Here is a 23,247-nt window from a genome sequence, read left to right as displayed (position 1 = left end):
ATGGGGGATGCACGCATCGCGCGGCACCTGGGGAGGGTGCTGAGCGCATGGGGTGAGGCCGCCGGCACGTGCTTCCAGATCGCGCCGGGTTATGTGGTCACGGCCTGCCACATCCTGGAGAAGCTGGGCTGCGACCGGCCCGGGGACCTTGTGAGCACCGACGCGCTGAACGGCTCGGTCACAGCCTGCGCCACGGAGGTGCTGGCCGTCGACGAGGCGCACGACCTGGCCGTACTGCGCCGCGACGAGCCGCTGCCCGGGCCGGTGCCGAGGCTCGTGCCCACGGACACCTTCGCCCTCCTGACCGACGTGGTGGTCACCGGGGTGTCGGAGGTGGAGGACGAGGAGGGCCACGAGTACCGGCACCTGGACGCCACCGGCGTCTGGCAGGGAGGAACGGTCCGCGGGAGCGGGGTGGCACTGGGCCGGCTGACGTCGACGTCGCTGATGCCCGGCATGAGCGGTGCGCCGGTACTGCGCCTGTCGGACGGCGCCGTGGCCGGAGTCGTGTCGGGCCGCTACAACAGCACCGACGGCTGGCTGCGCGACTCGGTGTGGGTGGCCCGCACCGAGGACCTGGCCGACCTGCTGCGGACCGTCGGCGGACTCGCCCTCGTCCGCCGGATCGTCCTGGTCGCCGGCGAGCCGGAGACCGTCCTGTGGGCGGCCCCCTCCGGAGAAACGGCCCCTTCCGGTCAAGCGGCCGTCTCCGGTGCCGTGACCCCTTCCGGTGCAGCGGTCCCTTCCGGTCAAGTGGCTCCTTCGGGTGCAGCGGTCCCTTCCGGTCAAGTGGCTCCTTCGGGTGCAGCGGTCCCTTCCGGTCAAGTGGCTCTTTCCGGTGCAGAGGTACCTTCCGGTCGAGCGGCCGTCTCCGGTGAAGACCCCCCGAGCCTCCCGCCCGGTCCGGTGTACGGCCGCCCGCTGCTGTCCGCGCCCGGACCCCCGCCACCGGGAACCCAGGGGAACGGGGGCGGTCCGCGCGAGGCGGCCTTGGAGGCCGCCCGGGTCCTGACCGCCCTCGACGACGCCTGCCGCGGGGCCGGACGACTCGGACCGCTGGTGGAAGACCTGATCAGGAAGGCCGGCGCAGACGATCCGGACGGTGTCCCGGTACGCGACTTCCGGGCCCGGCTGCATGCTCGCGGACTCGACCCCCGGGTACTGCTGCGCTCCACCACGGGGCACCAGGAGGCTCTCCGCCGGTGGGCCGGACCGCTCGGCGGAGCCGCCGACGAGGCGGAGGAGTCCGCGTCCGGGCAACTCCTGGCGTCCTTCCGGCGGGTCCTGGCGGACGAGGTGCGCGGACCGCTCTTCGCCGAACTCGCCGACACGGGCCGTCGCAACCTGGCGGCCGCCCTCACCGACGGGCACACCCTGCCCCTCTCGGCCTTCCTGCGTGCCCTGGAGGCACAACTCCCGCCGCTGCGCTCGACCTCCACCGAGGCGGTCCTGGCCCGCACCCTCACCGGCGACGACAGCTCGGGAAACCGACCGCAGGAGGGCGCCGGACCGTCGTCGGGGGCGAGCGGAACCACCGGACCATCGGCTTCGTCGATCCCGCCGCGCGCCGCGACGGCGTCGTACTACCACCGGGCCGAGTTGTCGGCACTGGCCGCGCAGATGACCCGGCTGCCCGACCCCGACCCGTACGTCGCAGGCCGCGACCGCCTGGTCGCCGAAGTCGTCCGCAAGGTCGACCGGCGCATGGGCCGCCGTGCGAAGGCGACGGCCTTCCTGTCCGGCCAGCCCGGCGTCGGCACCTCCACGGTCGCCGTCGAGGCGGCCCGCGCACTCGCTCCCGCCTTCCCCGGCGGAGTCTGCTACGTCGACCTGGCCGGGCTGGTCCCCGAGGCTCGCAAGCACCCCCGGGACGTGGTCAGGAGGGTGAGCGAAGCGCTCGGGCTCGACCTCGGTGGCGGTACCCGTGGCGACGCCCATCTGTTCGAGGCGTTCACCGCCGCGCTGCGGGACCGCGGCGTCCTGCTCGTCCTCGACAACGCCCTCGACGCCGAGCACGTCGCGCCGCTGGTGAAGGTCCCTGCCACCTGCGGCGCCATCGTCACCTCCCGCGACAGCGTGCAGGGGTACGCCGACCCCGGACTGGTGTTCCGGGTCGCTCCGCTGGACCGCGCGGCCTCCATCGAGGTGCTGACCGGGTGGGACGAGGACCGCGACCCGGGGACGACCGGCGCCGAGCACGAGACCCTGGACCGGATCGCCGACTTGTGCGCGGACGTGCCGATGGCGCTGCGCATGGTCGCCGCCCGCATGGCCGGCCGGCCCGACCTGTCTCCCGACCACCTCCTGCAACTGCTGGAACGGGAGACCACGCGCTTGGACTACCTCGACGCCGGCGACCGCGCGGTCCGTGCTGCGATCGGACTCAGCTACGACATCCTGGGACCCGACGTCGCCCGTACGTTCCGGTTCATCGCGGCCGCCCCCGGGTTCGCGCTCACCGGGCCCGAGGCAGGGCACTGCCTGGACACTCCCGCCTACGACCAGGAGAAGCTGCTGAACCGGCTGGTCGACCGCAGCCTCGCCGGACAGCGAGCGGTCCGCTCCTTCGACGGCCGGCTGCTCGCCACGTTCAGCCTCTTCGACCTGGTGCTGCTCTTCGCCAAGGAACGGCTCGCCCAGGAGGAACCGGAAGAAGACGTACACGACTTCCAGCACCGCTCGGTGACCTACCTGCGTGACCGCCTGACCGAGGTCAACGACCAGCGCCGGGACGCCGACCTGTCGGGGGAACTCGACCCGACCCGCTTCCACTCCGCGCTGCACCTCGCCGAGCACCACCGATGGCTGGACCTGGCGACCGATCTGGCCGTCGGGCTGCACGTGCTGTACTCCGCCCGGGGCGAACTCGACGCGGTCCTCGACGTCAACGGCACACGGGTCGACCTCCACCTGCGCCACGGCCAGCCCGAGGAAGCCGTCAAAGCCTGCCTCCTCAACGCCGACACCCTCGCGGAAAGCGCTGCCGAAGCGGCACTGGAGTCCGCCCGGCGCGCCGGGGAGATCGCCCGCGAGCACGCCCTCACCGCCTGGGCGGCGGAAGCCGACTTCAAGGTGAGTCTGCTGCTGTGGGAGGGGGAGGACCTTCCCGCGGCCCTGGTGGCCGCGGAACGTGCCGCCGACGTCCTGATCGCCATGGGCCGCGAGGCACGGGCCGTCCCCGTCGCGATCAACGCCTGCCTACTGGCCCGGGAGACGGGTGACACCGCGCGTGCCCTGCGATGGGGACGCACCGCGACCGATCTGGCCGAGCGCTGGGCCGACACCGAAACCCGCGCGTCCGCCTTCTTCGAACGCGCCCGCGCGGAGTTCGCCGCCTCCAGGATGTTCGACGCCATCGCCTCCAATCGCCGTGCCGAAGACCTGTACAAGGCCGTCGAGGACTGGACGAACGCGGCAGTCTCCTGCCGGAACGCCGCCTGGGCGGCCTCGTCCGTCAACGACTCGGCCACCGCGGTGGAAATGCTCGGACGCGCCGCGGACCACTGGGAGCGCCACGGCAGTGCCCCTCACGTCATGGAGACGCTCGTCGACCTCGCGGCCCTGCAGATGACGAACGACACCCTCGAACAGGCCGGACACGCCCTCGCCCGTGCCCGGCGGGCCGCCGAGTCCGCCTCGGTCCCGGCCGAGGCGGCACTGCTGCACGCCGAAGTCCTGCTGCGTGACGCCGCGATGCTCCTGTTCCTCCCGGACACCGCTCAGGCCGAGCGTGCCGTGTTACGGCTGCCCACCCTGCCCTCGCCCGGCGGTGCGGGTGGCACCGACCCCACGGCCGACGATGCGGAACTGCGGCGCGTACGCGACGTGTTGCGGCGCCACCACGACGGCGCACTGTCCGCCGCCGAGGCACGCCGGCAAACCCGGAGCTTCCTCTCCCGCCGCACCCGCAACGGCCCTCCGCCCTTCAAACTGTGGCTGCACAAGGAGTTCGGCGCAGAACACCCCGCCCGCGCCTCCCTCGGCCCCGGCTGACCGCCGACGTAGCGGGCTGGGCTTGTGTGCCGACGCGATGAGCACGGAGCCAGCCACCTCTGCACGACGACATGGGGCCACCTGAAACCGGCGACCACGACGACGCCGTTCTGAGCCCTGCCACCCGGGTGTGCGCTGGATCCTGACCACGGCGGGGGAGCGCTGCCCTCGCCCAGAGGTGACCTGCGGTGACCCGTTGACCCCACCACGCGTGGTCCGCCCGCCCGAGGATCACCCGACCAGGGACTCACGTCAGCCGACGACGTTCTTGAGTACGTCGGTGAGGGCGCCGGCCTCGTCCGAGGTCAGTACGAGTACGAGCCGACCACCGCCCTCAAGCGGGATACGCGTGACGATGCGCTGCCCCTCCTCGGTGACCTCAAGCGGGCCGTCACCCGTCCGCGGCCTCAGACTGGCCCCGACGCACGGAGTGGATTCACCGTCGTTGACGATGCCCTCGAGCGCGTCGGTGATGGCCTCGGCCTCGTCCGGCGTCAGTTCGACCACGAGCCGACCACCGACTTCGAGCGGGATACGCATGACGATGCGCTGCCCCTCCTCGGTGGCCTCAAGCGGGCCGTCACCCGTCCGCGGCTTGATACCGGCGCGCGGCTGCACGAATTCACCCCCGCCAAGGCGGAATTGCCGCGTCCCGTCGCCCGGGTTCCTGACCGCGCACCTCCCCGCACCGGGTGTCGACCGGACGTCCACGTGATCCGGCCTGGCGGCCGCCCCCGGGGGACTGGTCGATCAGGTGCCGAGCAAGACGTGTGCACCGGCCAGGGTGACGGCGGCGAGGTAGCGGCAGGGCTGTTGCCCGCAGCGGCTGGCTGGCGGCAGGGCTGTTGCCCACGGCGGTTGGCGATGCCGCGCCATGTGCCGGCTCTCCGACAGCAAGGCGGGTCCCGGGTCGGCCGCCCGGTCAGCCGTCGAGCGCGGCGGAAGGTGCGTCCCCGTCCTGGGCCTGGCGGGCCCGTTCGGCGAGCACGGTGGCCAGCTCCCGGACTTGGTCCTCGTCGATGCCGCCCTTTTCCGGGGAAGCCGCCTCGATCCACAGCAGCGTCGTCCCGACCCGGGTCTGGGTGACGGCGCCGGGCTCACCGCGGTAGCCGGAGGAACCGAAACGGGCGTCGCGCTCGTCACCGATCGGGCCGATCCCGAACGTCCTGGCCTTCTGTCCCGCCCGCTTGCCGTAGTAGCCGTCCCAGAGCACGTCGTACGCCTCCCGGGCGGCCTGTTCGCTGTCGTAGGCGATGACCAGGAAGGTGACGATGGCGGCGCTGTCGTCGTGCCGGAAGGTCGAGGCGCCGAAGAAACGGGAGTTCTCACAGCCCGCGTTGTCCTTGATGGGGCAGGCCTGCGAACGGTAGAGCTTGTCCATCTCGACGGCCGTGGGCCGAGCGGACTCCTTCCAGCCCGGCATGGCCTCGCCGTCCGGCAACGTCTGCCGTACCTGTTCCTTGGTGAGCGCCACCGCCTTGCCGTTCCCGCTGTCGCTCTCCGCGCCACCGCCGCAGCCGGCCGCCATCAGTGCCGCCGCGACAGCCACGCACCACCGGTAGTGCCTCATGGTCATGCCACCACCCCTCGGCCGGTGATCCTACGCGGTGAGCTGCCCGAGGTACGGCCGGACCGGCGCCTGCCGGCGAGTGAAGGCCGGCCTGCGGCTGCCGGCGAGTGAAGGCCGGCCTGCGGCTGCGGATCGCCGCCCGCCTGGCCGAGGCCGGGGCCCGTAGCGGTTCTCGCCATGCCCTCACCGTCCGGGACGCATTCCGGACAACGCTCTGACCAGCCCGGACAGCCCGCGTCCGTCCGGGACAGCCCGTTGCCGTTGTTGTGGGCGGCAGGCGGTCAGCAGTCTCTGAGGTGCCCGGTCGGCCGAACCGTCGCCACGGCATACCGAGACGGCACCGCTGATCGTGTTCCTGCAACTGCCTTGCTGGCTCGGCTGTACGAGCCCAGCTCACCGCCTTCACCCGGACAAGGAGATGCTCATGCGTGTACGTCACGTTCTCGCAGCCACCGTCGCCGGAGCCGCCCTCACACTCGGGGCCTCCATCCCCGTCCAGGCGGTCCAGTCCACACCGCAGAGCACGGCGAGCATTCCCTCATGGTGCATCGGCGGTGCGGAATGGGCTGACCGTAACTCCTACGGAGTTGCCTGTGACGTGGCCTTCGCGTACTACGCGAAGGTGAAATGCTCGAACGGAAACTCGACGAAGACGGCCAGGGGCGTGGTTACCAACAACAACCACTGGTCCTACGCCTACTGCTCCGCCTTCGGATCCAGCTGGCGCGCGGTACCCGGTACAGGCGGCCCCGTGAGGGCCTGACGCCGAGTCGCGTCCCTGCGCCGTCATGATCACACCTGCGGGAGATCATGACGGCGCTCCCCGCCGCCACGGAAGCGACTCGGGTCGCATCGGCGACATCGTCCCCGTGCCGTGCTCTGAGCCGGCCCGAGGTGTGCAGGTGCGAGGCGGGAACCCCGTCAAGCTCGCACGGCGGGCGGGGTTCGAGCCTGCCGTCTGCCACCTGCCGAGCGCGCGCGGCCTGGTGGCCGGCTTCGGCAGCCGCCGCGTCGCTCCCGGGTGCCCCGGGCAGCCGAGCACCTCGCGCGTGCCGGAGGGACACTCCGCGAGGCGAGGGTGGTGGTCGTCAGGGCCGTCGGCCCTCGGCGTGGCCTTCGTGTGCCTCGTGCCCGTGCCTTAGATGTGCAGGGCGGTGTCAGGAGCTCTGGAGCCGGGCGTGTTGTGCGGTCCGCTCGGGTGGGGTGCGGGCAGTGGGGGCAGTACGTGAGCGAGGTCGCGGTGTATACGTTCGGCTTCGTGGCGCACCTGGATGGGGATGTCACCGCGTTCGGCAACAAGGCGGCTGTAGATGGGAGTTTCCTGGAACACGCGGGTTCTGCTCTCTGTGAGGTGGCTGGCCGGGCGGCGGCGCCGGTGGCCATGTAATGATGGCAGCCGGTCGTCACGGAGGGACTGGCTGCGCCATGACTGGCGACCAGGAGCCGTGCCGACGGGATCCGGAGGCCGCCGGTCGGACATCATGAGGCTTCGGCCGTCCCTTCATGCGTGCAGCGAAGTGGTCTGCTCGGGATCACGCTACTGGGGCCTGCCCGCCCGTATGCCGGGCAGGTACACAGGCCGAGTTCACGTCTCGTAAGACGGCGGCAGTCCACCGAGCCGACGCCTCGGACCGGTCTGTGTGCGGCACCATCAGGTCCCGCTAGTTCGATCGCTCGGGCTCCTGGGGGGCCGTACTCGGCGCGGTCGGTCCGGTCTTGGCGGCCGGGGGAGCGGCCGGCCGGGGCGGTGTGAGGATCATGTCCACCAGGTGGTCGAGCGCCACTGAGGAACCGGGTTCGTTGGGTTGGGTCTCGGGTGCGAGGGAGGCTGCGGTGCGTCGCAGTTCGAGCCAGCCGAGGTAGGCGGCGTAAGCGGCGAGTGCTCGGTGGCGGGCGTCCTGCGCGCTGAAGCCCAGGTCGGTGAAGATTTCGGTCAGGAAGGCCAGTCGGGCCTCGGTGACACGGGCGACCACCTCGGCGATGGCCGGGTGGCTGGTCTGCGCGGCGAGGGCGGGCTCGAGACCCGCGATCTTCTCGCTGCCCAGGGCCTCCGCGAACAGGGCGCGGGCCCGGGCCCAGGCGTCGTCCAGGGCTCGGACGGTTGAGACGACGTCGGTGGTGGCACGCAGTTCCCAGGTTTCCAGGGCTGCCACGAGCAGGGCCTCTCGGTCGGCGAAGTGCCAGTAGAAGCTGCCGCGCGTGACTCCCAGCTCGCGTGCCAGCCGGTCCACCGCCACCCCGGCGACCCCGCCGCGGGCCAGCGCCCGCAGCGCGGCCATCGTCCAGTCTTCCCTGCTGACTTTGCCCTTTCCCATGTTCCGTACACTACTGTACGGAACATCCGTACAGTAGTGTACGGAACTGTCTGGGAAGGGGTTGCGGGATGAAGTTGGTGGCATGGGCGCTCGGACCGGCGGTGCGTGCGGAGGGACCACGACGACCGGACGCTGCATCAACGGCACCTACCGGCCTCGGGGTTCGGGTCGCGGCTGCCGTGGCCGGTGCGGCGCTGCTTGCGGCTGGGGCCCTGCATGTGGTGTGGACGTTCTCCGCCTGGCCGCTGGACTCGCCGGACGAGTTCGCGTCCACCGTGGTGGGGGTGGAGGAGTCGCAACTGCCGTCCCGTCCGTCGACGCTGGCCGTCGCGCTCCTGCTGTTCCTGGCCTCCTGGCTGGTCCTCACCGGCGCCCGGCCGGCGCACCGTCTGGCCGGCTCGCGCTTGGTCCGCGTCGGGCTGTGGACGGTCTTGGGCGTGATGTCGATCCGCGGGCTGGGGGGCATGGTCGTCTCCGGCCTCGCCCTGGGCGACGCGCCGGCCGCCTTCCGGCACTGGGACCTGCTGCTGTACTCCCCGCTGTGCGTGGTCCTCGGCGGCCTGACCGGCTACGTGACCGCCCGGACCCGGCGCCGCCGCATCAACCCCTTGGGACCAGCCTGACCAGCACACGGGTCCGAGAACGGTGGACACCGTGGCGTCGGCTCCGGGGCCGGCCCGTGATCCACCAACCTCGCGGCAACGCCTTCGCATGACGTTTCCCGGTCCGCGTATGGTCTGCGCATGACGAGGACCACGCCGCCCCGACCTGTGAACGTGGAGGCCGTGTTCCCGGAACTGGCCGCCTACCGGGGCCGGACGACCCGGCTGCACCCCAGGCCGGGTCGGCCCGGCATGCGCGAAAGCCATGTCGGCGGGCCGATGCTGTGGCCGGAAGGCGAGCCGTGGCCGGTCTGCCACGAGCCCCACCGGCCCGAGACCGAGGGGTACGTACCGGCCGAGATCCGCAGGGCCCGGGCCGCGGGCGGACGACCCCGGCGCCGGCCGTGGCCCGGTGCCGAAACGCCCGGGGAAGACGGCCCGGTGCCGTACGTGGCGCTCGCCCAGCTCTTCCGCCGACACGTCCCGGGCCTGGCGGCCGGGCCCGACGGTGCGGACCTGGTGCAGATCTTCCGCTGCCCGTTCACCCACGGCCCGTACCTGGAGCGCCGTTACCACCTGCGGTGGCGGCGGGCTGCGGAGACCGAGCGAGCGGAACGCTTCCTCGCCGCCCCGCCCGAAGTGCCCATGCTGCGATGGGAGAACGAACTGCCCGAGCCGTGCGTCCTGCATCCCGAAGAGGTGGACACCTATCCCTGGGCGGAGGACGATACGCTGCCCGCCTCTCTGATCGCTCGCATCGACGCGTGGGACGACGCCCAGGCGGCGGAACACGGCCCCGACGCCCCCAGCTACCAGTTCGACCTGTCGATCCCGCCCGGCTGGCGGGTCGGCGGCTACCCGAGCTGGGCGTCGACGGGCCCGATGGCCATCGGCTGCGAATGCTGCGGGACCCCGATGCGGCTGCTGCTGACCGCCGGCGGTGACGAGATGGACGCCGGCTCGCGCAGCTGGGCACCGTGGGAGGACCGCGACCCGTCCCTGCGGGAGAAGGCATCGACCAAGGGCGGCCCGCCCTTCGCCCAGCCGACACGGCTCCGCTTCGGCCGGGACCGGGACCTGCACGTCTTCATCTGCCCGGCCGACCCCGGCCACCCACCCCAGTGGGTTCTCTCTTAGGTCCTTGTGTCGCCGTGCCCGTACCCGGCGGCCCCGCCTCTTCGCACGTCCGCGATCAGGGAGTGGGAGCGCGCCCCGTCGCGCTCCAGCTACTGGACACTGCTGGGCGGCGCCCTGGAGAACCTCGCCGCCCGCCTGCGGCTCGTCTACGGCGCCGGCCGCGACGCACGCCGACACCGCGCGCTGTCTATGGACGAGGACATGCCCACCCGCCACCAGCGAGGACACCGGCCACCGCCCGCCCGGTGCCGACAGGACCGGCGCGCAGCGCGTCGGCCTGGCCCCGCTCACCCGTCCCGCACCCACCGGATGCTGCTCGCCGCCGGGCCCTCGCCACTCCAGCGCCACTGCGTGCTGTCGGCGAGCGGCCGGGGCCGGACCGTATCGGCTCCGGCCACCGGGCGGAGAGCCGCGGCGGCGCGGTCGGGGCCGTCACGCCGGAAGCCCGAGCGCGCTGCTGCGTCGCTCACACGTAGTCGGCCCGGAGTGGTCAGGCTGCGTCGAAGTCGCACCGCGGCCGGACCTCCACGACGAAGTCGGCATCCTTCAGCTCGCCCGCCTCGTCGTGCCAGAGGAAGACCCGCACGTGCATCGCGTGGGTCAGACCGGTCCGCTCCCACTCGGTCATGAGGTCGCCGACGATGCGGCCGATGGCGTGCTTGGCTCCCTCGTCCGTGTCGGGAGCGGTGATCGCGCCGTGCCACCGATCGGGGTCGCTGCCGTAGGGGCGCCAGCCCTCGGACCCGTGCGGCTCGAACACCCGGTACGCCCAGTCCGTATTGGTGTCCATAACACCAATCGTGTCACCGTGAGGAGTCCCATGCGCCGTATCGGATCGACGCCCGCCGAGCGCGGGTCCGTCGGAGCGAACAACTGCCCCGACGTCCTGGAGCTGGAGGACGGCGACTTCCTCGTCATCGGCAAGCTCCACCTCCTGACCGCGCCGGAGGAGGAGCGGATGAACGAGGTGGGCGCCTCGATCGGCGAGGACGAGTCCGTGGTGCTGGTGCCCCGCGACTGCATCCTGGCCGCCGCGAAGCAGCTGGCGTCAGAGGGGGGCGTCGGCTGACCAGCGCGGATCGGGTCGTCGGTGCTGCCGGGGGGCCGTGTGGGCCCCATTCCCGGCAAGTGGCCGCGTTGCGGCAAGCAGGGCTCCGGTCAGCCGATGGTGGGCCGGTCGCCACCCGGAACCAGGCGGGCGTGCCGGCCGCGGGGGCAGGACAGCAGCCGCTCGTCCAGTTGCAGCCGGTGCGCCTCGGTGAGGAAGTCATCGAGCGGTGAGCGGAAGACGGTGTAGTCGTCGTAGTGCACGGGCAGCACCCGGCGGGGGTCCAGGCGCCGGGCGAGTTCCGCTCCCTGCGCGCCGTCCATGGTCACCACGAAGCCGCCGGGCAGTTGCGTGCCGCCCAGGTGGAGGACTGCCAGGTCGGCGGCGGGGAAGCGGCGGGCGATCTCTTCCAGGCCGTCGTACAGCAGGGTGTCGCCCGAGATGTACAGGCGCAGGAGCACCGGCCCGGCGGTCGGGCCGAACTCCAGCATGCTGCCCATGACGGGCGGCAGCAGGCGGCGCAGTACGGGGTGCAGGGCGTGCCGTCCGGGCAGGGAGGTGATGCGGGCCTGCGCGGTGCCGCGCCGCAGCGTGCAGCTCTCCCAGGTGCGCAGGCCTCCTGCCCGGTGGAAGCCCTGGAGGGTGCGCAGCCGGCGTGCGGCGTGCGGTGTGGTGACGATCGGGAGCGAGTGGTCCAGGTGGCTTCCGGCACGGCGGTCCCAGTGGTCACCGTGCAGGTGCGAGAGGACGACGCCGTCGAGGCGGGGCAGGTCCGCGGCGTCGACGGCGGGTTCGGTGAGCCTGCGGCTGACCAGTCCGTATCCCAGATGGGCGCGCTCGCCGCGGTGCAGGAAATTGGGGTCTGTCAGCAGGGTCAGCCCGTCGAACCGCAGCAGGACGGTGGCGTTGCCGATGAAGTGGAGGTCGAGGGTGTCGTCGAGGTCTGTCATACCGGTTCCCGCCCGGCGGGCGCGGCCCGTCTGAGGTCGGCACGGACTGGTTGCCGGGCCCCGGGTTCCCCGCATGCCGGGGCACATACGCGGCGCCGGCGCTCCCCTCCGCGTCAGTCCCGCCCGTCACCGGAAGGCCGGCTCCGGGTGGGAAAGACGACCGATGTCGTCCGGTGGCGTAGACGGCGACAGATGCTCTTGAAGGCCACCGCCATGCTCCAGGACGACATGCGTCAGCGCACCGTTCGCCCGCAGCCTCCGACCACGCGCCACCCCCGACAACGACCCGGGACGGACCGGACCCACCGTGGTCGGGCCGGCCACGAATACAGATGCCGAATATGTATTCGTTTGACGGTATGGGTGTGACTTGCTTACCCGGGGGCCGGTGCTGTGACGGCGAGCGATCGTCAGCTCATGAGCGAGCTAGTTGGTCCCTGAGCGGGTTACCTGGTCCGCAGGGCAGCGGACGGGAGGGGGACCGGCCGACGGGATGAGGGGCCCATGGCTAGGCTCCGGCTCCATGACCAGTGATCTCACACGCTGTCCCCGGTGGCCTGAACCCCCTGGGGCCAGCGTGTGAAAGCCGCTCAGCCGCGGTTACGCGGTCGGCTCGGGATCAGCCTGCGAGGTGACGCCCGAGGTTGGGGGAGCCGGTGGTGGAGACTCCGGTGCCAGCGGGGGTGATGCCGGGAGTGCCGCTGGGAGCGATGCCCCCGTCGGAGTGGAGGTAGGCGACGGCGCCGTCACCGGTGTTCTCACCGGGAACGCCGACGATGAGGTCCTCGTTGCGGTCGTTGTTGGTGTCGGCGATCTGGACGGCACCGCCGAACTGGTCGCCGGTCTCGTCGCTGCCCGCGACTCCCGTGCTGCTCTGGGCGAAGAACTGGGGATCCGTGCCGGCCATGGGCCGTGCGCCGATGAGTCCCTCGGGCCCGCCGTAGAGGAAGGTGACGGCGCCGGTCCCGGTGGCGCTGCCCAGGCCTTCACCGGGGGCGCCGATGGCGAGGTTCTGGTAGCCGTAACCGGCGCGGCTGACCGAGAGCGAGGCGCCGAAGCGGTCTCCCGTCTCACTGGTGTCGGGGATACCGGGCGTGTCCTGCGTGATGGTGTACGAGGGGGTGGCCGAGGGCGCGCTCTCGGCGCCGTTGTAGACGCGGACGACGCCCGCTCCTTCATCGGGGGAGCCGACGGCGATGTCGTAGTGCCAGTCGTGGTCGAAATCACCGATCGCGGCGGAGCTGCCGGAAGGCAGCTTGGTGGCACTGGCGCTGTTCAGGCCGGAGGCGGAGCCGAGAGCGAAGTACGTCGTGGGTCCGGTGACGACGAGGTCGGCGATCACGTCGCCGCCTCCGAAGTTGCCGGCGGTGAGCGATACCGGGGCTGTCGTGACCCAGGACGGCGGCACGAACCGGTAGCTGCCGCCCGTGGCTCCCGACTTGCTGAAGCCTCCCCGGTAGATGTCGATGGTGGGCGTGGTAGAGCCGATGGCCAGGTCCGGCTTCTCGTCACTGTCGACGAGCGCGGCCAGCACGCGTCCGAACTTGTCGTGCGAGGAGGGCGCAGGATCGGCGATCGTGGTACCGCTGGTGAGGCCGGCCTCGGAACCCCACAGGATGGCGACGGTTCCCCCGTCGGTGTCGGTACCGACATCCTCGCCCGGGCTGCCGACGGCGAGATCACCGTAGCCGTCGCCGTTGAAGTCCTCGACCGCGATGGCACCGCCGAAACCGTCCCCGCTCTCGGCGGTCCCAGGGACACCCGTGCTGTCCTGGCTGATGACGACGCTCCTGGCGGAGGACGGGTCGCTGACACCGCCGTAGACGATGACGACCTGGCCGGCGCCCGAGCGTCCTCCCACGTAGCCGCCGGGTGCGGCGACGGCGATGTCGCGGTAGCCGTCGCCGTTGAAGTCTCCGTGCGCTCCGGGTACGAGCGCGGCGGCGGTGCCCGCTGCGGCGGTGAGCAGTCCGCTGGTCAGCGTTGCCGCCGTGGCGGTGGCCAAAACGATACGCAGGCGCTGGTGCACGCCGATTCTCCTGGTGCTAGTTGATCACCGCATCGCCCGGGGCGTCGCCCTGACGTGCGGGGTTGACGGAAAGGAGACCACCGAGCAAGAGCAAAGGTTGCACATGGTGAACGGTTGAGACGGCCCCCGCTTCCCGGGAGCAGGTGGCTGTCGGGAAGAGGGGGGCGGCGCATCGGCCGCAGTGACGCCGCGGCCGGCGCCCAAGAGCCCGTAGGACCGCCTGACGTCCGAACGGCGGCAGCGGCCGGACAGAATCGACCTTCCCGGCCGCGGTGGCTACTCCCGAAGCCGAGGTAGCGTGTGCCACAAGCCCCCGAAGCCGCCGGTGGATCTGTGAGGACGTGTCCATCAGCCGGGCCGTGACAGACCGGACGGGCCCCTGCCGGTACGGAGGGCATACGGACGGCGGAGGTCCGCCGGCGCACCGGTACACCGGAGCGGCCGCGGCGGTGACCCGGCCGCGCTCAGGTCCCCGGCTGGTCCCGCCTACTGCACCCGCAAGGCGACCGCCCGTGGCCGCCGGTCAGGGCAGGGTCCCAGCGAAATGCTCTGTCTTGTTGAAGAGATGCAGTCGCAGGACGCCGCATGCTCTCCAAGCGAGTGACACCTGCCGGGTGCCATCCTGGTGTCTTCTGAGTAGTGGTGCGGGTCCGGACATGAGTATCCGGGCTGGTGTGGCGGGCAGGGTGGTCTGGGTTCACTGGGCCCATGACGACGATGCCGCATACAGCACCAGCACCGCTTCAGCCTGGCGGGAACGACCCGGATCCGCGGGGTTGGGTGGTCCCGGCGGTTGCCACGGCTCTGATGGTCCCGCTCGCTCCGCTCGCCCTGGTCTTCGGCGGGCTCTCGCAGATGGCGACGGACAGCTGTGGCCCCGACGACTGTTCAGCCGCTCTGGAGACGGCTCTGGCCTGGATCCACGGCATGCTCGCCATTGGTGGCCCGCTCTCCGGCGCGGCCCTGCTCACCGCGTGGCTGCTGCCCTGGCGTCGCCGCTGGTCCGCGGCCCGTCTCTGGGCGGCTCTGGCCGCTCTGGTCCCGCCACTGGCTGTGCTGTTCCTGGTCTTCACACTCCCCGCGCCCTGACCGTCCGCCCGTCAAGCGCCTTGTGCCGGGCTGCGGCACACGTTGCTCCAGGTTTCCATGACACCGCGTGGCGAAGCTTCGTCACACGGAGCTGACGGAAAACCCTTTCGGCGCTGTCAGTGTCGGCTGTTAGCTTCGAGCGGTTCGTGTCGACCACGGTCGTCGATCGCTCACGGAGGAGGCCTACTTGACCAGGCTCGCAAGGACAGGCGGAAGCAGACGGACGGTGGTGGGAGGCTGCGCGGCAGCACTGCTGGCCATTGTTTCCGGTACTGCGTACGCGGCGGACAACCTGCCGCCGAAGCGGCCGCTGGTCCAGGATCTGCAGTCACAGGGCAAGGCCTGCGCCACCGGTGACCACACACCGTACGTGTCGGCGCCGCCCAGGCTCAGTGCCGTGCTGTACGACCCGGAGGAGGACAACCAGCCTTCCGAGTCCAGCCCGGTGCAGGGCGAGTTCGAAGCCTGGTGGACGGACGCGGCCGGGGCGGAGCAGCGCCGTTCCTACACGACCACCACCCTGTCGTCGGGCTCGCGGCATTACTGGACGTTGCCGAACGACATACCCGCGAACACGGTCGTATCTTGGCATGTCCGCGCCAATGACGGCCAGGCGAAGTCCGCATGGAGCGATGAGGGCGACGGCTCGGTCTGCTCGTTCGTGTACGACGACGCTAACCCCGAGAAGGCCGCAATCAGCTCCCCCGAATACCCCAGCAACGAGGACGTGTTCTGGGTGGATGGGGTCGGCGTCTACGGACACTTCACCGTGGACTCGCCCTCCGACGACGTGGTGTCGTACACGTACAGCTTCCTGGGCGGCCCTCATGGCACCGTGTCCACCGAGCGGCCGGGCGCTGCCGTGACCATCCCGTACTTGCCGCTGACGTCAGGGCCCAAGCAACTGACGGTCCGCGCGATCGACCGGTCGGGCCGCACCAGCGGAGAGTCGCAGTACGGTTTCAATGTGAAGTCCGGGCGTCCCCCTGTCGCCCGCTGGAAGCTGGACGACCCGATAGGCTCCCGCACGGCCTCCGCCGAGACGGGCGCCCCCGCCCGGGCCGGCACCGGAGTCACCTTCGGCGGCCCGGCACCCGCGGGGACCGGAATCACCTCCACAGTGCGCCTCGACGGCAGCGGCCACGGCTTCCTCACCCCCGACGCCGCGGTCACCGACACCGGCGAGTCCTTCGCGGTCAGCGCCTGGGCGCGCCCTGCGGAGACCAGCCGGGCCATGACCGTCGCCAGCCAGGACGCGGACGTGCAGCCCGGCTTCACCCTCGGGCTGCGCACCCCGGGCAGTGTGCCCGGCTGGTCGTTCACGATCGGGGGCGCGACGGTGTCCGGCGGCGCGCCCGAGACCGGGGAGTGGACGCACCTGCTCGGGCTGTACGACGCCGAGACGGGTCGCGCACACCTGTACGTCAACGGTCACGAGGTCGGCAGCCCGGTTGAGGCGACTCCCACCAGGACGTCCGGCGCGTTCCAGATCGGACGGGCGCAGGGTGCCACCGGGTACCGCGACCGGTGGCAGGGCGACATCGGTGACGTACAGGTACACGACCGGGTCGTCGTACCGGGCGAGGTGGCCGAACTGGCGCAGCGAAAGCCGGAGTCACTCGGCCACTGGTCGCTGGAGACGGAGGTGGACGGCGCGAGCCCCGAGCAGTCGGACGGCGCGCCGCTGCGGCTCGGCGGGGGAGCCTCGATCCACCGTGACTCCGGCAACGCCTGTCTCCCGGAGATCGAACCCGACTGTACCTACGGGCCGCCGACCCTCGTCGGCGAGGGGCATCTGCACCTGGACGGCTCATCCGGATACGCCGCTGCCGACGAACCCGTCGTGGACACCGGGGACAGTTTCACCCTTGGTGTCGTCGTACGCCTCGCAGACTCCGAACCGGTCCACCCGATGACCGTGCTGTCGCAGGCCGGTGAACACGCGGACGCGTTCAAATTGCGTTACCAGCCGTCCACACACGCCTGGCAGCTGGTGATGCCGGAGAAGGACGAGGCCGGAGCCCGCGAGACGGTGGTGTCCCAGATCGAGGGCGCGGACGGCGGCGAGGGGCTGGGACACCGTCTCGCCGTGACCTACGACGACGGAACCGACACGGTCAGGCTCTACCTCGACGGTGAGACGAACGCCGAGGCGACCGCGAGCCTCCCCAACGGCTGGCACAGCACCGGTGCCCTCCAGATCGGTCGGGGCAGAACCGGTGACGGCTGGGGCGAGTACCTCCACGGTGACGTGGACGAGGTCCAGGCCTTCTCCGGTGCACTGCGGGACACGGACGTCACGGGTCTCGGCTGGGGGACGGACCCCTGCCTGTGCTGATCCGTCCGTGCTGAGCCCGGAGCCCTCCGGCTCCCGGCGACCCGCCGAACCCTGGTTCCGGCGGGCCGCCGGTTCGCCGGTACCGGACCAGGCGCGGGCCTTCCGCTCGGCGTGATCCCCACCGACACCCGGACCAGCGCTTCATGGACGCTGTTCACCCAGCTCGCCGCCTACCCGCAGTCCGGCACCACCAGCCAGACCTGCGCCGGCACCGACAACACCCAGCGCCTGAGCCGCGACACCGCCACCTTCACCGACGCCCCCAACTCGGTTATCGGCCTGGTCGACACCACGGCAAAGCGCCCCGCCGGCTACCCCCTACGGCCCTGCGGCCAGCCACGCCCTCCGACAACGGCACCCAGCAGCCCTTCCGCTACACCAGCGCCTACCTCGACCGTTCAGGGCCGTACAAGATGGGCGCCCGCTACTACGCTCTTGGCCCTCGGCCGCGACACCCACACAGACACCAGGGGAAGGAGAAGAACGCCTCCTGGACGCGAGAAGCTCCCCGATCAACCGATCAGATCCGGCAGGCATCCTTTCCTCGGCTACTTCGACAATTCCGTCGGATCGGCCGAGAATGCCGTAGAAATGCGGAGCATTGGGCAAGACCTGTTCTCAGGCGACGTCACAGCAGCTGCGCCTCGTCCTGGGCCAGGGCCCGGTCCGCGTTGCACTTCTGGATGCCGCGACCCGCCCGTCATGCCTCGTCTTCCGTCATCCCTGGGTGTCACTCGATCACGGTCGTGGACCGGCCGAGGCGGTCGCCCGGCTCTGCGGGCCGCTCCGGGCCCGGCTGGATGTGAAGCACACCCACTCCTCCACTCTCCTCTCGCCCGGGAGCCACGCCCGGCGCCCACGCTGCGCCCGTGAGCTGTGGGTCGTTGACGGCTGCCGTTCAGGTGTTTTCGCCACACTCATGCCATGTCGCACCCGTCGGGGCCGCCGGACCGCCCCTACGGTGCTCGGGCAGGCCGTGGAGAGGAGCAGCACATGCCCATCACCCAGTCGGTCGGAGTCGGCGGCGCCAACCTGCGCAGCGAGGCACAGTACGTGCAGGCATTGCTGAATGTCTTCCGGGCGGACCATGGGCTGAGCGCGCTGGAGCTCGACGGGCGGGTCGGGCCCCTGACCGTAGCGGCAATCGAGAACTTCCAGAACGCTGTGACCGGTGTCGTGGATGGCCGCGTCGATCCCGGCGGGCCCGCCATCATCGCCCTGGAGGAGCAGATCGCCCCGGCGCTCGATGAAGTGCGGGCCGTCACCATCCTCTCGCTGCCTCTCTCGTACCGGCCGGCCGAGGAGGAGCCGCCGGTCGAGGAGGAGCCGGTGCTGGACGACGGAGAGCTGCAGACCACCGTCGATCAGCTGACCAGCACATAGCGAACGGGAGCGGTGCCGTGAACGTCAACGAGGAATTGCTCCTGGAGCTCGCGCAGTCGCTGCTGGAAGTCTTCCGGGTCTCGCGGGGCGCCCTGCACGGGATTTTCCAGGGCTCGCACGAGGCCGCGTTGTTCGAGGCGCAGGGCGGCGTGATCGGTCCCGGCGGCTTCAACCACCTCGGCAGCGTGCTCCAGACCGCCCAGGCCATCGAGACCCGCCGTGACGCCGCGATTCTCGCCCTGAACCGAATCCAGGGCGTGGAGCCGGCCCTCGGCGTACGTGTTCGGGCGCTGGTCGAGCCGGTGCTGCGGCTATCCGGGGACTATCTACGGATCGCTCGCGAGACCGGCGATGCAGCGGCCGTTCTGCGGCAGACCGATCCGACTCGGTTCCAGGGGGTGGTGCTCGGCCAGGGTGGGCTGGGACCGGAGATCGGTCGGACGCAGGCGGCTTTGGTCACGAACCAGATCAACGCCATGGCGGCTCAGTTGACCGCCCGCGGGATCGAGCCGCGGCTGATCCCCTCCAGCCAGCCCGCCCTCCAGTCCGTACTCACCTCGATCCGCCAGCTCCCATTGGACGGCCGGGACGCGGTGGCGAAGCTGGCGGGTGTCCTGTCTTCGATGCGGCTGCTGTTCTCCCAGAGCCTGGCGCGGGCTTCGCTGATCGGGCGAGCGCGGCTCACGGCGGCAATCCTGAGCATCGAGGGAGCGCTGGTGGAGATCGGTTCCCGACTCACGACCCCGATCATCATCATCAACGGGAGCGAAATGCGGCGCCTCATGGGCATCCCCGACCTCTCCTCCTGATGGGACCCCGGCCAGCGGGTTGTTGATCAGCAGGCTGGTGCCGAGGGAGTGGGCGAGCGCGAAGATGTCCGGCTGGCCGGCGGCCGACGGCGGGGTCAGCGCGTTGAACCGGACCGTCAGTGCTCTGACCACATTGGTTGGCCGGGTTGATGGTCGTAGCGGTTGGATGTGCGGTGATGTCCGAGTCGACCGCTGCGGGGTGTGGTGACTGAGTCTGTCCATGTGTGCAGGTGACCGACCAAGAAGAGCAGGAGCCGGCAGCAGATCGTGCGCCGGGGCAGTACCAGACGGCCCAGCCCGCGGTGGCGATCGTCCTCCGAGACCGTCTCGTGCACCTACAACGCGACCGGGCAGCAGGTCACTGCCAAGGCAACGACGGGCTATCTGCGCAGGGCTCCGTCTTCTCTCCTCAGGGCGACCTGCGCGAGCTCACGCCGCCCGCGCCGCCTGCGCTGCGGCCACGGAGAACCGGTCCGCCGCGGGGTGCCTGGCCGACCATGCAATGTTCGACCTGATCACCACTGTGTGGCGCACCGCCACCACCCGTCCCGGCGATCACGAGAAGACGATCCCGGACCGCCTGCAAGCCCAGACCGCCCCGCCGACTCGCCTTGCCACTGTGCAGGCACCGGACATCCCCGGCGACGCACTCGGGCCGGCCGGCAGACCGCGGGAGAGCGGACGTGCCGTTGCTTGGCTCGGATTCCTCCGTGCGGGCCCTGGGGCGCCTGATCGAGTACGCCGTCCACCAGGCCCGCAGGAAGCGAGAGATGCCCGCCGATGTCCTTCAGACCGTGTCCGGCGCGCTGGCAGCGGCGGGGACCAGGACCCGGCGGCACTACTCGCTTCGGGCCTTGTCAAGTTCGGCCGCCAGCACGGCCATCCCGTGCAAGTGAGTGAAGTACTTGGTTGCGTACTCGTCATCACCAATAGACGGCAGGATCTCTTCAAGGACCGCGGTGCGTTCCCGCAGTACGTCTCGGTACCGGTCGTCCAAGGGCCCGTTGATGGCTGAGGAGACACAGCCGGCGAGCATCGTGTCCATCATCACCATGCACTCACCCTCGGGCTCTCGCTGGTAGAAGCCCGGAGGAAAGCGCAAGGTCCTGAACTCGTCCCACCGTCGCGCCAACTGATCCACTTTCGCTTCCGCCATGTCCGTGATCATGCCTTACGAGGAGGCGTCGAGGGAACGCGTTTCCAACCTACGTGGTGCTGTGCTTCTGATCTCGGCGACACCTCGCGAAGAGCTCTGCCCGTTCACTCGTACTTGGCCCTGCGCTTCAGCCAGAGCCGGCCCCTCAAAGGCGGGTCGCTCCATGTTCCTGGAGCTAGCCGAAGATGAGCTCAACGTCCTTGTCCACGCAGATCCGCAGGACGGCGACCAACTCGCTGACGTCTTCGGTGCGCCGTCGGAGGACGGGGTCACTGTCGTCGGGCTCGTGTTGGTCGAGGATTTCCTCCAGCCGCGGCAACATCGCCGCGCATTGGGCAGGCGTGAGGTCTCCCTCGTCGTCCGGGTGGCTGAGCAGTGGCGCCAGCGTGGTGGAGACGCTGGACCACTGGCGGTCCCCGCCGAAGCCGTCCATCTCGGCGAGTGAGAGCCCCTCGACCTGGGCGAGCCACTTCCTGAACATGTTGAAGCCGGTGTAGGACCAGGACACGTCTGGGCTCGCCACGTCGTTGTCGCCCGGGAAGAGCATCAGCCCCATCTCGTACCCCCTTGCTTGCCGGGTGTCCAGGATCAACCGTGGGGAGGGGTGTCGGCAATTGAAATGATCTATGGGTGGCTGGTGTGATCACGGCGGGGGAGCCGTCCTCGATGGCCCCGTTCACGGGGCGGAGTCCGCCCGCCCTTGAGTAAGCTGGTGACCCAGCCGCGGAGGGAGGAGGGCCGACGCTGTGAGTCTCGGGCGGCCGTAAAGGCTGCCGCCGGCGGACCGTGCGCTACTGGTCGCCGAACACTGGCGGACCAACCTGACCCTGAGGCGACTGGCGCCGCGTAGGGCAAGTCGAAGCCCGCGGCCGGTCTCATCATCGACCACCTCGGCCCGAAACTCGCGCTCGCTCCAAACGGTTCGCGAAGGACTCACAGGCGGTTTCACCATGAGGTCGCCGAAGAGTGTGCTGTCGCGCTCGGTTTCGTCCGTAGGATCACTCCATGCCTGCTGACGAGCGCGTAACTCGGTCCACGGTTTCCGGTGGTGTCCAGCCGATATCAGATCCTCAGCCGATATCAGATCCTCAGCCGATGCCGGAGCTGCCCCGGCGGATCTGGTCGGATGAAGACTGGGAGCGGATCCAACGCGGCTACGTGTCACGGGACATGGATGAGAAGTGGGACGTCCTCGTGGAGGGCGAGGTTGTCTACCTGTATCGGAGCTGGACCGGTTACGGAGTCTTCGCGGCGACCTTCGCGCCGGTTGATGGCGGTGGATGGCGGATCGCCAGTGCCGTGGTTGAACGCGATGCCGAGCGCTATGGAGGCACGGACGATGCCTACGACTGCGTCATGCTTGAGTTGGTGATCAGCGCCATTGTGCTCGGCGAACCAGCGCCTGACCTCCGATCGAAGCTGGTGGAGCTGACCCGTCGGAAGTCGCCTTCTGCCGATGCCCCGGCCGGCCTGATTCAGCACAGCGCCTTGGGGCTTCGCTCGGGCTCCTAGTCGATCACTTGGAGCGGCCGGATAGACATCGGATACAGATCAGGCTGCGGGTCAGTTGGCACAGGCCCTGGTGGAGGTCGGCGCGTCGTTCGTAACGGGTGTGGAGTCGTTTGAACTGGTGGAGCCAGGCAAAGGTGCGCTCGACCACCCAGCGGACCTCGCCCAGTCCGGTGCCGTGGGCGACGCCGCCTCGGGCGATCACGGGTTGACGTCGCGCTTCCACAGCACGCGGCGGTACTTGTCGAAGTCGTAGCCCCGGTCGGCAAACAGTGCCGGGGCTTGCGGCGGGGACGCCGCCAAGGACCTGAATCGGTGGGATGGCGTCGAGTAGAGGCAGGAGCTGGGTGACGTCGTGCCGGTTGCCGCCGGTGAGGGTGACGGCGAGCGGGGTTCCGTAACGGCCGACGATCAGGTGGTGCTTGGAGCCGGGGCGGGCGCGGTCGACGGGTGAGGGGCCGACGTGAACCCCCCCCTTTTGAGAACCGTCCGGGGTAACGGCGGCGCCGTTCAGGAACGGGCGACAGTAGTGGGGGCCATCCGCCCCCGCAGGTCGTCAGGGACAAGATCAGCGCTCACTCTGGACGCCCTTTTGACCACGATTGTCGAGCGCAAGACCCACAGCTGCTCAACTCTTAGTGAAACGAGTGCTGATCGTGGACGGCACCCTGATGTCCACCCGCGACCAAGGTCGGACCGCTCCGATCGTTCGGCAGCTCTTTCGCCATGCTGCGGGCACGCCCTCTTACGAGACCCCTGAGTCGGAAACCGCCTTGCCGGACCTGCGAATCGGTGAGCCAAGGACCGTGTCGACCTCTGCGGCTACGGCGTCGAGGAGTTCCTCACCGAATAGGCAGAGGGACTCTTCCCAAGGGTGCCCGAAACTGCCGCAGCGGAAGTCTTCCGACAGGTAGATGTAGTAATCCCCGTCGGGGTACGGACTCAGAGGCCAAGCCGGCTGCCCAGGACGACCGACCTTCTGCGGTGCGAAGCGATACGACGTGTGCTGCCAGTCGAGCGCGAGCAGGGTGCCCTGCGGGCCAACGCAGGAGGCCAACCCCTTCTCGACGACCTCGACCATGCGGTCCAAGCGCTCGTAACCCGGATCGTCGTCAAGCGCAGTAAGGCTCCAGGTGATCGACGCGACGGGCTCCTTGATGGCTGGCCACTTGAACGGACTCGTACTCGGCCGGAAGCTGAAGTCATCGTAGAAGCGGTCCCAGACGCGTCGGTACTCAGCCTCCGACAGCGCGGCCACGGGATTTTCCATCATGCCGGGATCCTATCGACTCGCCTGAGTGAGAATCAGAGACGGATCG

The 23,247-nt window shown here is 70.3% G+C and carries 19 protein-coding genes and 3 pseudogenes; 10 read left to right on the top strand and 12 right to left on the bottom strand.

Annotated elements, in window-relative coordinates:
* The gene (locus ABZ576_RS19245; protein ID WP_360741633.1) at positions 1-3,993 is read left to right on the top strand and encodes a trypsin-like peptidase domain-containing protein; all 3,993 of its coding nucleotides are present in this window, start codon (positions 1-3) and stop codon (positions 3,991-3,993) included.
* Positions 3,994-4,245: 252 nt separating this feature from the next.
* Here the strand turns inward: ABZ576_RS19245 and ABZ576_RS19240 are convergent, their stop codons facing one another.
* The 5 genes and pseudogenes from ABZ576_RS19240 to ABZ576_RS19220 all read right to left on the bottom strand — a co-directional run bounded on the left by ABZ576_RS19240 (position 4,246) and on the right by ABZ576_RS19220 (position 7,878).
* Positions 4,246-4,446, bottom strand: a complete 201-nt coding sequence (locus ABZ576_RS19240; RefSeq protein WP_360742100.1) for a DUF3117 domain-containing protein — start codon at positions 4,444-4,446, stop codon at positions 4,246-4,248.
* Positions 4,441-4,593: pseudogene (locus ABZ576_RS19235) on the bottom strand (DUF3117 domain-containing protein); the annotation flags it as partial. The pseudogene ABZ576_RS19235 and the gene ABZ576_RS19240, both read right to left, overlap by 6 nt.
* Positions 4,594-4,915: 322 nt before the next feature.
* Complete coding sequence (locus tag ABZ576_RS19230; protein ID WP_360741631.1) at positions 4,916-5,569, bottom strand: hypothetical protein; 654 nt, start codon at positions 5,567-5,569, stop codon at positions 4,916-4,918.
* Positions 5,570-6,701: 1,132 nt separating this feature from the next.
* Positions 6,702-6,893: a hypothetical protein gene (locus tag ABZ576_RS19225; protein ID WP_360741629.1), complete on the bottom strand. Its 192-nt coding sequence runs from the start codon at positions 6,891-6,893 to the stop codon at positions 6,702-6,704.
* A gap of 331 nt (positions 6,894-7,224) precedes the next feature.
* A complete protein-coding gene (locus tag ABZ576_RS19220; protein WP_360741627.1) occupies positions 7,225-7,878 on the bottom strand; it encodes a helix-turn-helix domain-containing protein in 654 nt (217 codons plus the stop codon).
* Positions 7,879-7,946: 68 nt separating this feature from the next.
* Here ABZ576_RS19220 and ABZ576_RS19215 point away from each other — a divergent pair, with 68 nt between their 5' ends.
* Together ABZ576_RS19215 and ABZ576_RS19210 are read left to right on the top strand one after the other, a co-directional pair.
* Positions 7,947-8,501, top strand: a complete 555-nt coding sequence (locus ABZ576_RS19215) for a DUF3995 domain-containing protein (protein WP_360741625.1) — start codon at positions 7,947-7,949, stop codon at positions 8,499-8,501.
* 120 nt (positions 8,502-8,621) lie between these two features.
* On the top strand, positions 8,622-9,617 hold the full coding sequence (locus tag ABZ576_RS19210) for a hypothetical protein (protein ID WP_360741624.1): 996 nt from the start codon (positions 8,622-8,624) through the stop codon (positions 9,615-9,617).
* A 490-nt stretch (positions 9,618-10,107) separates the two neighbouring features.
* Here ABZ576_RS19210 and ABZ576_RS19205 read toward each other — a convergent pair whose 3' ends face one another.
* Entirely contained in the window at positions 10,108-10,407 is a 300-nt protein-coding gene (locus ABZ576_RS19205; RefSeq protein ID WP_360741622.1) for a hypothetical protein, read from the bottom strand.
* Between the two features lie 30 nt (positions 10,408-10,437).
* Here ABZ576_RS19205 and ABZ576_RS19200 point away from each other — a divergent pair, with 30 nt between their 5' ends.
* Complete coding sequence (locus ABZ576_RS19200; RefSeq protein WP_360741620.1) at positions 10,438-10,686, top strand: hypothetical protein; 249 nt, start codon at positions 10,438-10,440, stop codon at positions 10,684-10,686.
* 89 nt (positions 10,687-10,775) lie between these two features.
* On the opposite strand, the gene ABZ576_RS19195 is transcribed toward ABZ576_RS19200, so the two are convergent.
* Both ABZ576_RS19195 and ABZ576_RS19190 read right to left on the bottom strand, forming a co-directional pair.
* On the bottom strand, positions 10,776-11,615 hold the full coding sequence (locus tag ABZ576_RS19195; protein WP_360741618.1) for an MBL fold metallo-hydrolase: 840 nt from the start codon (positions 11,613-11,615) through the stop codon (positions 10,776-10,778).
* Positions 11,616-12,234: 619 nt separating this feature from the next.
* A complete protein-coding gene (locus ABZ576_RS19190) occupies positions 12,235-13,644 on the bottom strand; it encodes a hypothetical protein (RefSeq protein ID WP_360741616.1) in 1,410 nt (469 codons plus the stop codon).
* 807 nt (positions 13,645-14,451) lie between these two features.
* On the opposite strand from ABZ576_RS19190, the gene ABZ576_RS19185 reads away from it, so the two are divergent.
* The 4 genes from ABZ576_RS19185 to ABZ576_RS19170 all read left to right on the top strand — a co-directional run bounded on the left by ABZ576_RS19185 (position 14,452) and on the right by ABZ576_RS19170 (position 19,263).
* Complete coding sequence (locus tag ABZ576_RS19185) at positions 14,452-14,733, top strand: hypothetical protein (RefSeq protein ID WP_360741614.1); 282 nt, start codon at positions 14,452-14,454, stop codon at positions 14,731-14,733.
* Between the two features lie 226 nt (positions 14,734-14,959).
* A complete protein-coding gene (locus tag ABZ576_RS19180) occupies positions 14,960-17,071 on the top strand; it encodes a LamG domain-containing protein (protein WP_360742097.1) in 2,112 nt (703 codons plus the stop codon).
* A 993-nt stretch (positions 17,072-18,064) separates the two neighbouring features.
* A complete protein-coding gene (locus tag ABZ576_RS19175; RefSeq protein WP_360741612.1) occupies positions 18,065-18,454 on the top strand; it encodes a peptidoglycan-binding protein in 390 nt (129 codons plus the stop codon).
* A 17-nt stretch (positions 18,455-18,471) separates the two neighbouring features.
* Positions 18,472-19,263 carry a hypothetical protein gene (locus tag ABZ576_RS19170; RefSeq protein WP_360741610.1) on the top strand — a complete coding sequence of 264 codons (792 nt, stop codon included), beginning with the start codon at positions 18,472-18,474 and terminating at the stop codon, positions 19,261-19,263.
* An 838-nt stretch (positions 19,264-20,101) separates the two neighbouring features.
* Here ABZ576_RS19170 and ABZ576_RS19165 read toward each other — a convergent pair.
* Both ABZ576_RS19165 and ABZ576_RS19160 read right to left on the bottom strand, forming a co-directional pair.
* Positions 20,102-20,419 carry a hypothetical protein gene (locus tag ABZ576_RS19165; protein ID WP_360741608.1) on the bottom strand — a complete coding sequence of 106 codons (318 nt, stop codon included), beginning with the start codon at positions 20,417-20,419 and terminating at the stop codon, positions 20,102-20,104.
* Between the two features lie 175 nt (positions 20,420-20,594).
* A complete protein-coding gene (locus ABZ576_RS19160; RefSeq protein ID WP_360741606.1) occupies positions 20,595-20,975 on the bottom strand; it encodes a hypothetical protein in 381 nt (126 codons plus the stop codon).
* A 74-nt stretch (positions 20,976-21,049) separates the two neighbouring features.
* Here ABZ576_RS19160 and ABZ576_RS19155 point away from each other — a divergent pair.
* Positions 21,050-21,335, top strand: a pseudogene (locus ABZ576_RS19155) (transposase family protein); the annotation flags it as partial.
* Between the two features lie 179 nt (positions 21,336-21,514).
* Positions 21,515-21,931, top strand: a complete 417-nt coding sequence (locus ABZ576_RS19150) for a hypothetical protein (RefSeq protein ID WP_360741605.1) — start codon at positions 21,515-21,517, stop codon at positions 21,929-21,931.
* A 4-nt stretch (positions 21,932-21,935) separates the two neighbouring features.
* On the opposite strand, the pseudogene ABZ576_RS19145 reads toward ABZ576_RS19150, so the two are convergent.
* Positions 21,936-22,391: pseudogene (locus ABZ576_RS19145) on the bottom strand (IS5 family transposase); the annotation flags it as partial.
* Positions 22,392-22,673: 282 nt separating this feature from the next.
* Positions 22,674-23,201, bottom strand: coding sequence for a DUF2716 domain-containing protein (locus tag ABZ576_RS19140; protein WP_360741603.1), 528 nt, complete (start codon positions 23,199-23,201; stop codon positions 22,674-22,676).
* Positions 23,202-23,247 lie beyond the last annotated feature (46 nt).

It is taken from the genome of Streptomyces sp. NPDC013455, assembly GCF_040632975.1.
Lineage (GTDB): Bacteria > Actinomycetota > Actinomycetes > Streptomycetales > Streptomycetaceae > Streptomyces.
This window is presented reverse-complemented; position numbering and strand designations above follow the sequence as displayed.

Coding starts and splice junctions, on each gene's coding strand:
- ABZ576_RS19245 (WP_360741633.1), top strand. CDS start 1: ATGGGGGATGCACGCATCGCGCGGCACCTGGGGAGGGTGCTGAGCGCA.
- ABZ576_RS19230 (WP_360741631.1), bottom strand. CDS start 5,569: ATGACCATGAGGCACTACCGGTGGTGCGTGGCTGTCGCGGCGGCACTG.
- ABZ576_RS19220 (WP_360741627.1), bottom strand. CDS start 7,878: ATGGGAAAGGGCAAAGTCAGCAGGGAAGACTGGACGATGGCCGCGCTG.
- ABZ576_RS19215 (WP_360741625.1), top strand. CDS start 7,947: ATGAAGTTGGTGGCATGGGCGCTCGGACCGGCGGTGCGTGCGGAGGGA.
- ABZ576_RS19210 (WP_360741624.1), top strand. CDS start 8,622: ATGACGAGGACCACGCCGCCCCGACCTGTGAACGTGGAGGCCGTGTTC.
- ABZ576_RS19205 (WP_360741622.1), bottom strand. CDS start 10,407: ATGGACACCAATACGGACTGGGCGTACCGGGTGTTCGAGCCGCACGGG.
- ABZ576_RS19200 (WP_360741620.1), top strand. CDS start 10,438: ATGCGCCGTATCGGATCGACGCCCGCCGAGCGCGGGTCCGTCGGAGCG.
- ABZ576_RS19195 (WP_360741618.1), bottom strand. CDS start 11,615: ATGACAGACCTCGACGACACCCTCGACCTCCACTTCATCGGCAACGCC.
- ABZ576_RS19185 (WP_360741614.1), top strand. CDS start 14,452: ATGGTCCCGCTCGCTCCGCTCGCCCTGGTCTTCGGCGGGCTCTCGCAG.
- ABZ576_RS19175 (WP_360741612.1), top strand. CDS start 18,065: ATGCCCATCACCCAGTCGGTCGGAGTCGGCGGCGCCAACCTGCGCAGC.
- ABZ576_RS19165 (WP_360741608.1), bottom strand. CDS start 20,419: ATGGCGGAAGCGAAAGTGGATCAGTTGGCGCGACGGTGGGACGAGTTC.
- ABZ576_RS19160 (WP_360741606.1), bottom strand. CDS start 20,975: ATGGGGCTGATGCTCTTCCCGGGCGACAACGACGTGGCGAGCCCAGAC.
- ABZ576_RS19150 (WP_360741605.1), top strand. CDS start 21,515: ATGCCGGAGCTGCCCCGGCGGATCTGGTCGGATGAAGACTGGGAGCGG.
- ABZ576_RS19140 (WP_360741603.1), bottom strand. CDS start 23,201: ATGATGGAAAATCCCGTGGCCGCGCTGTCGGAGGCTGAGTACCGACGC.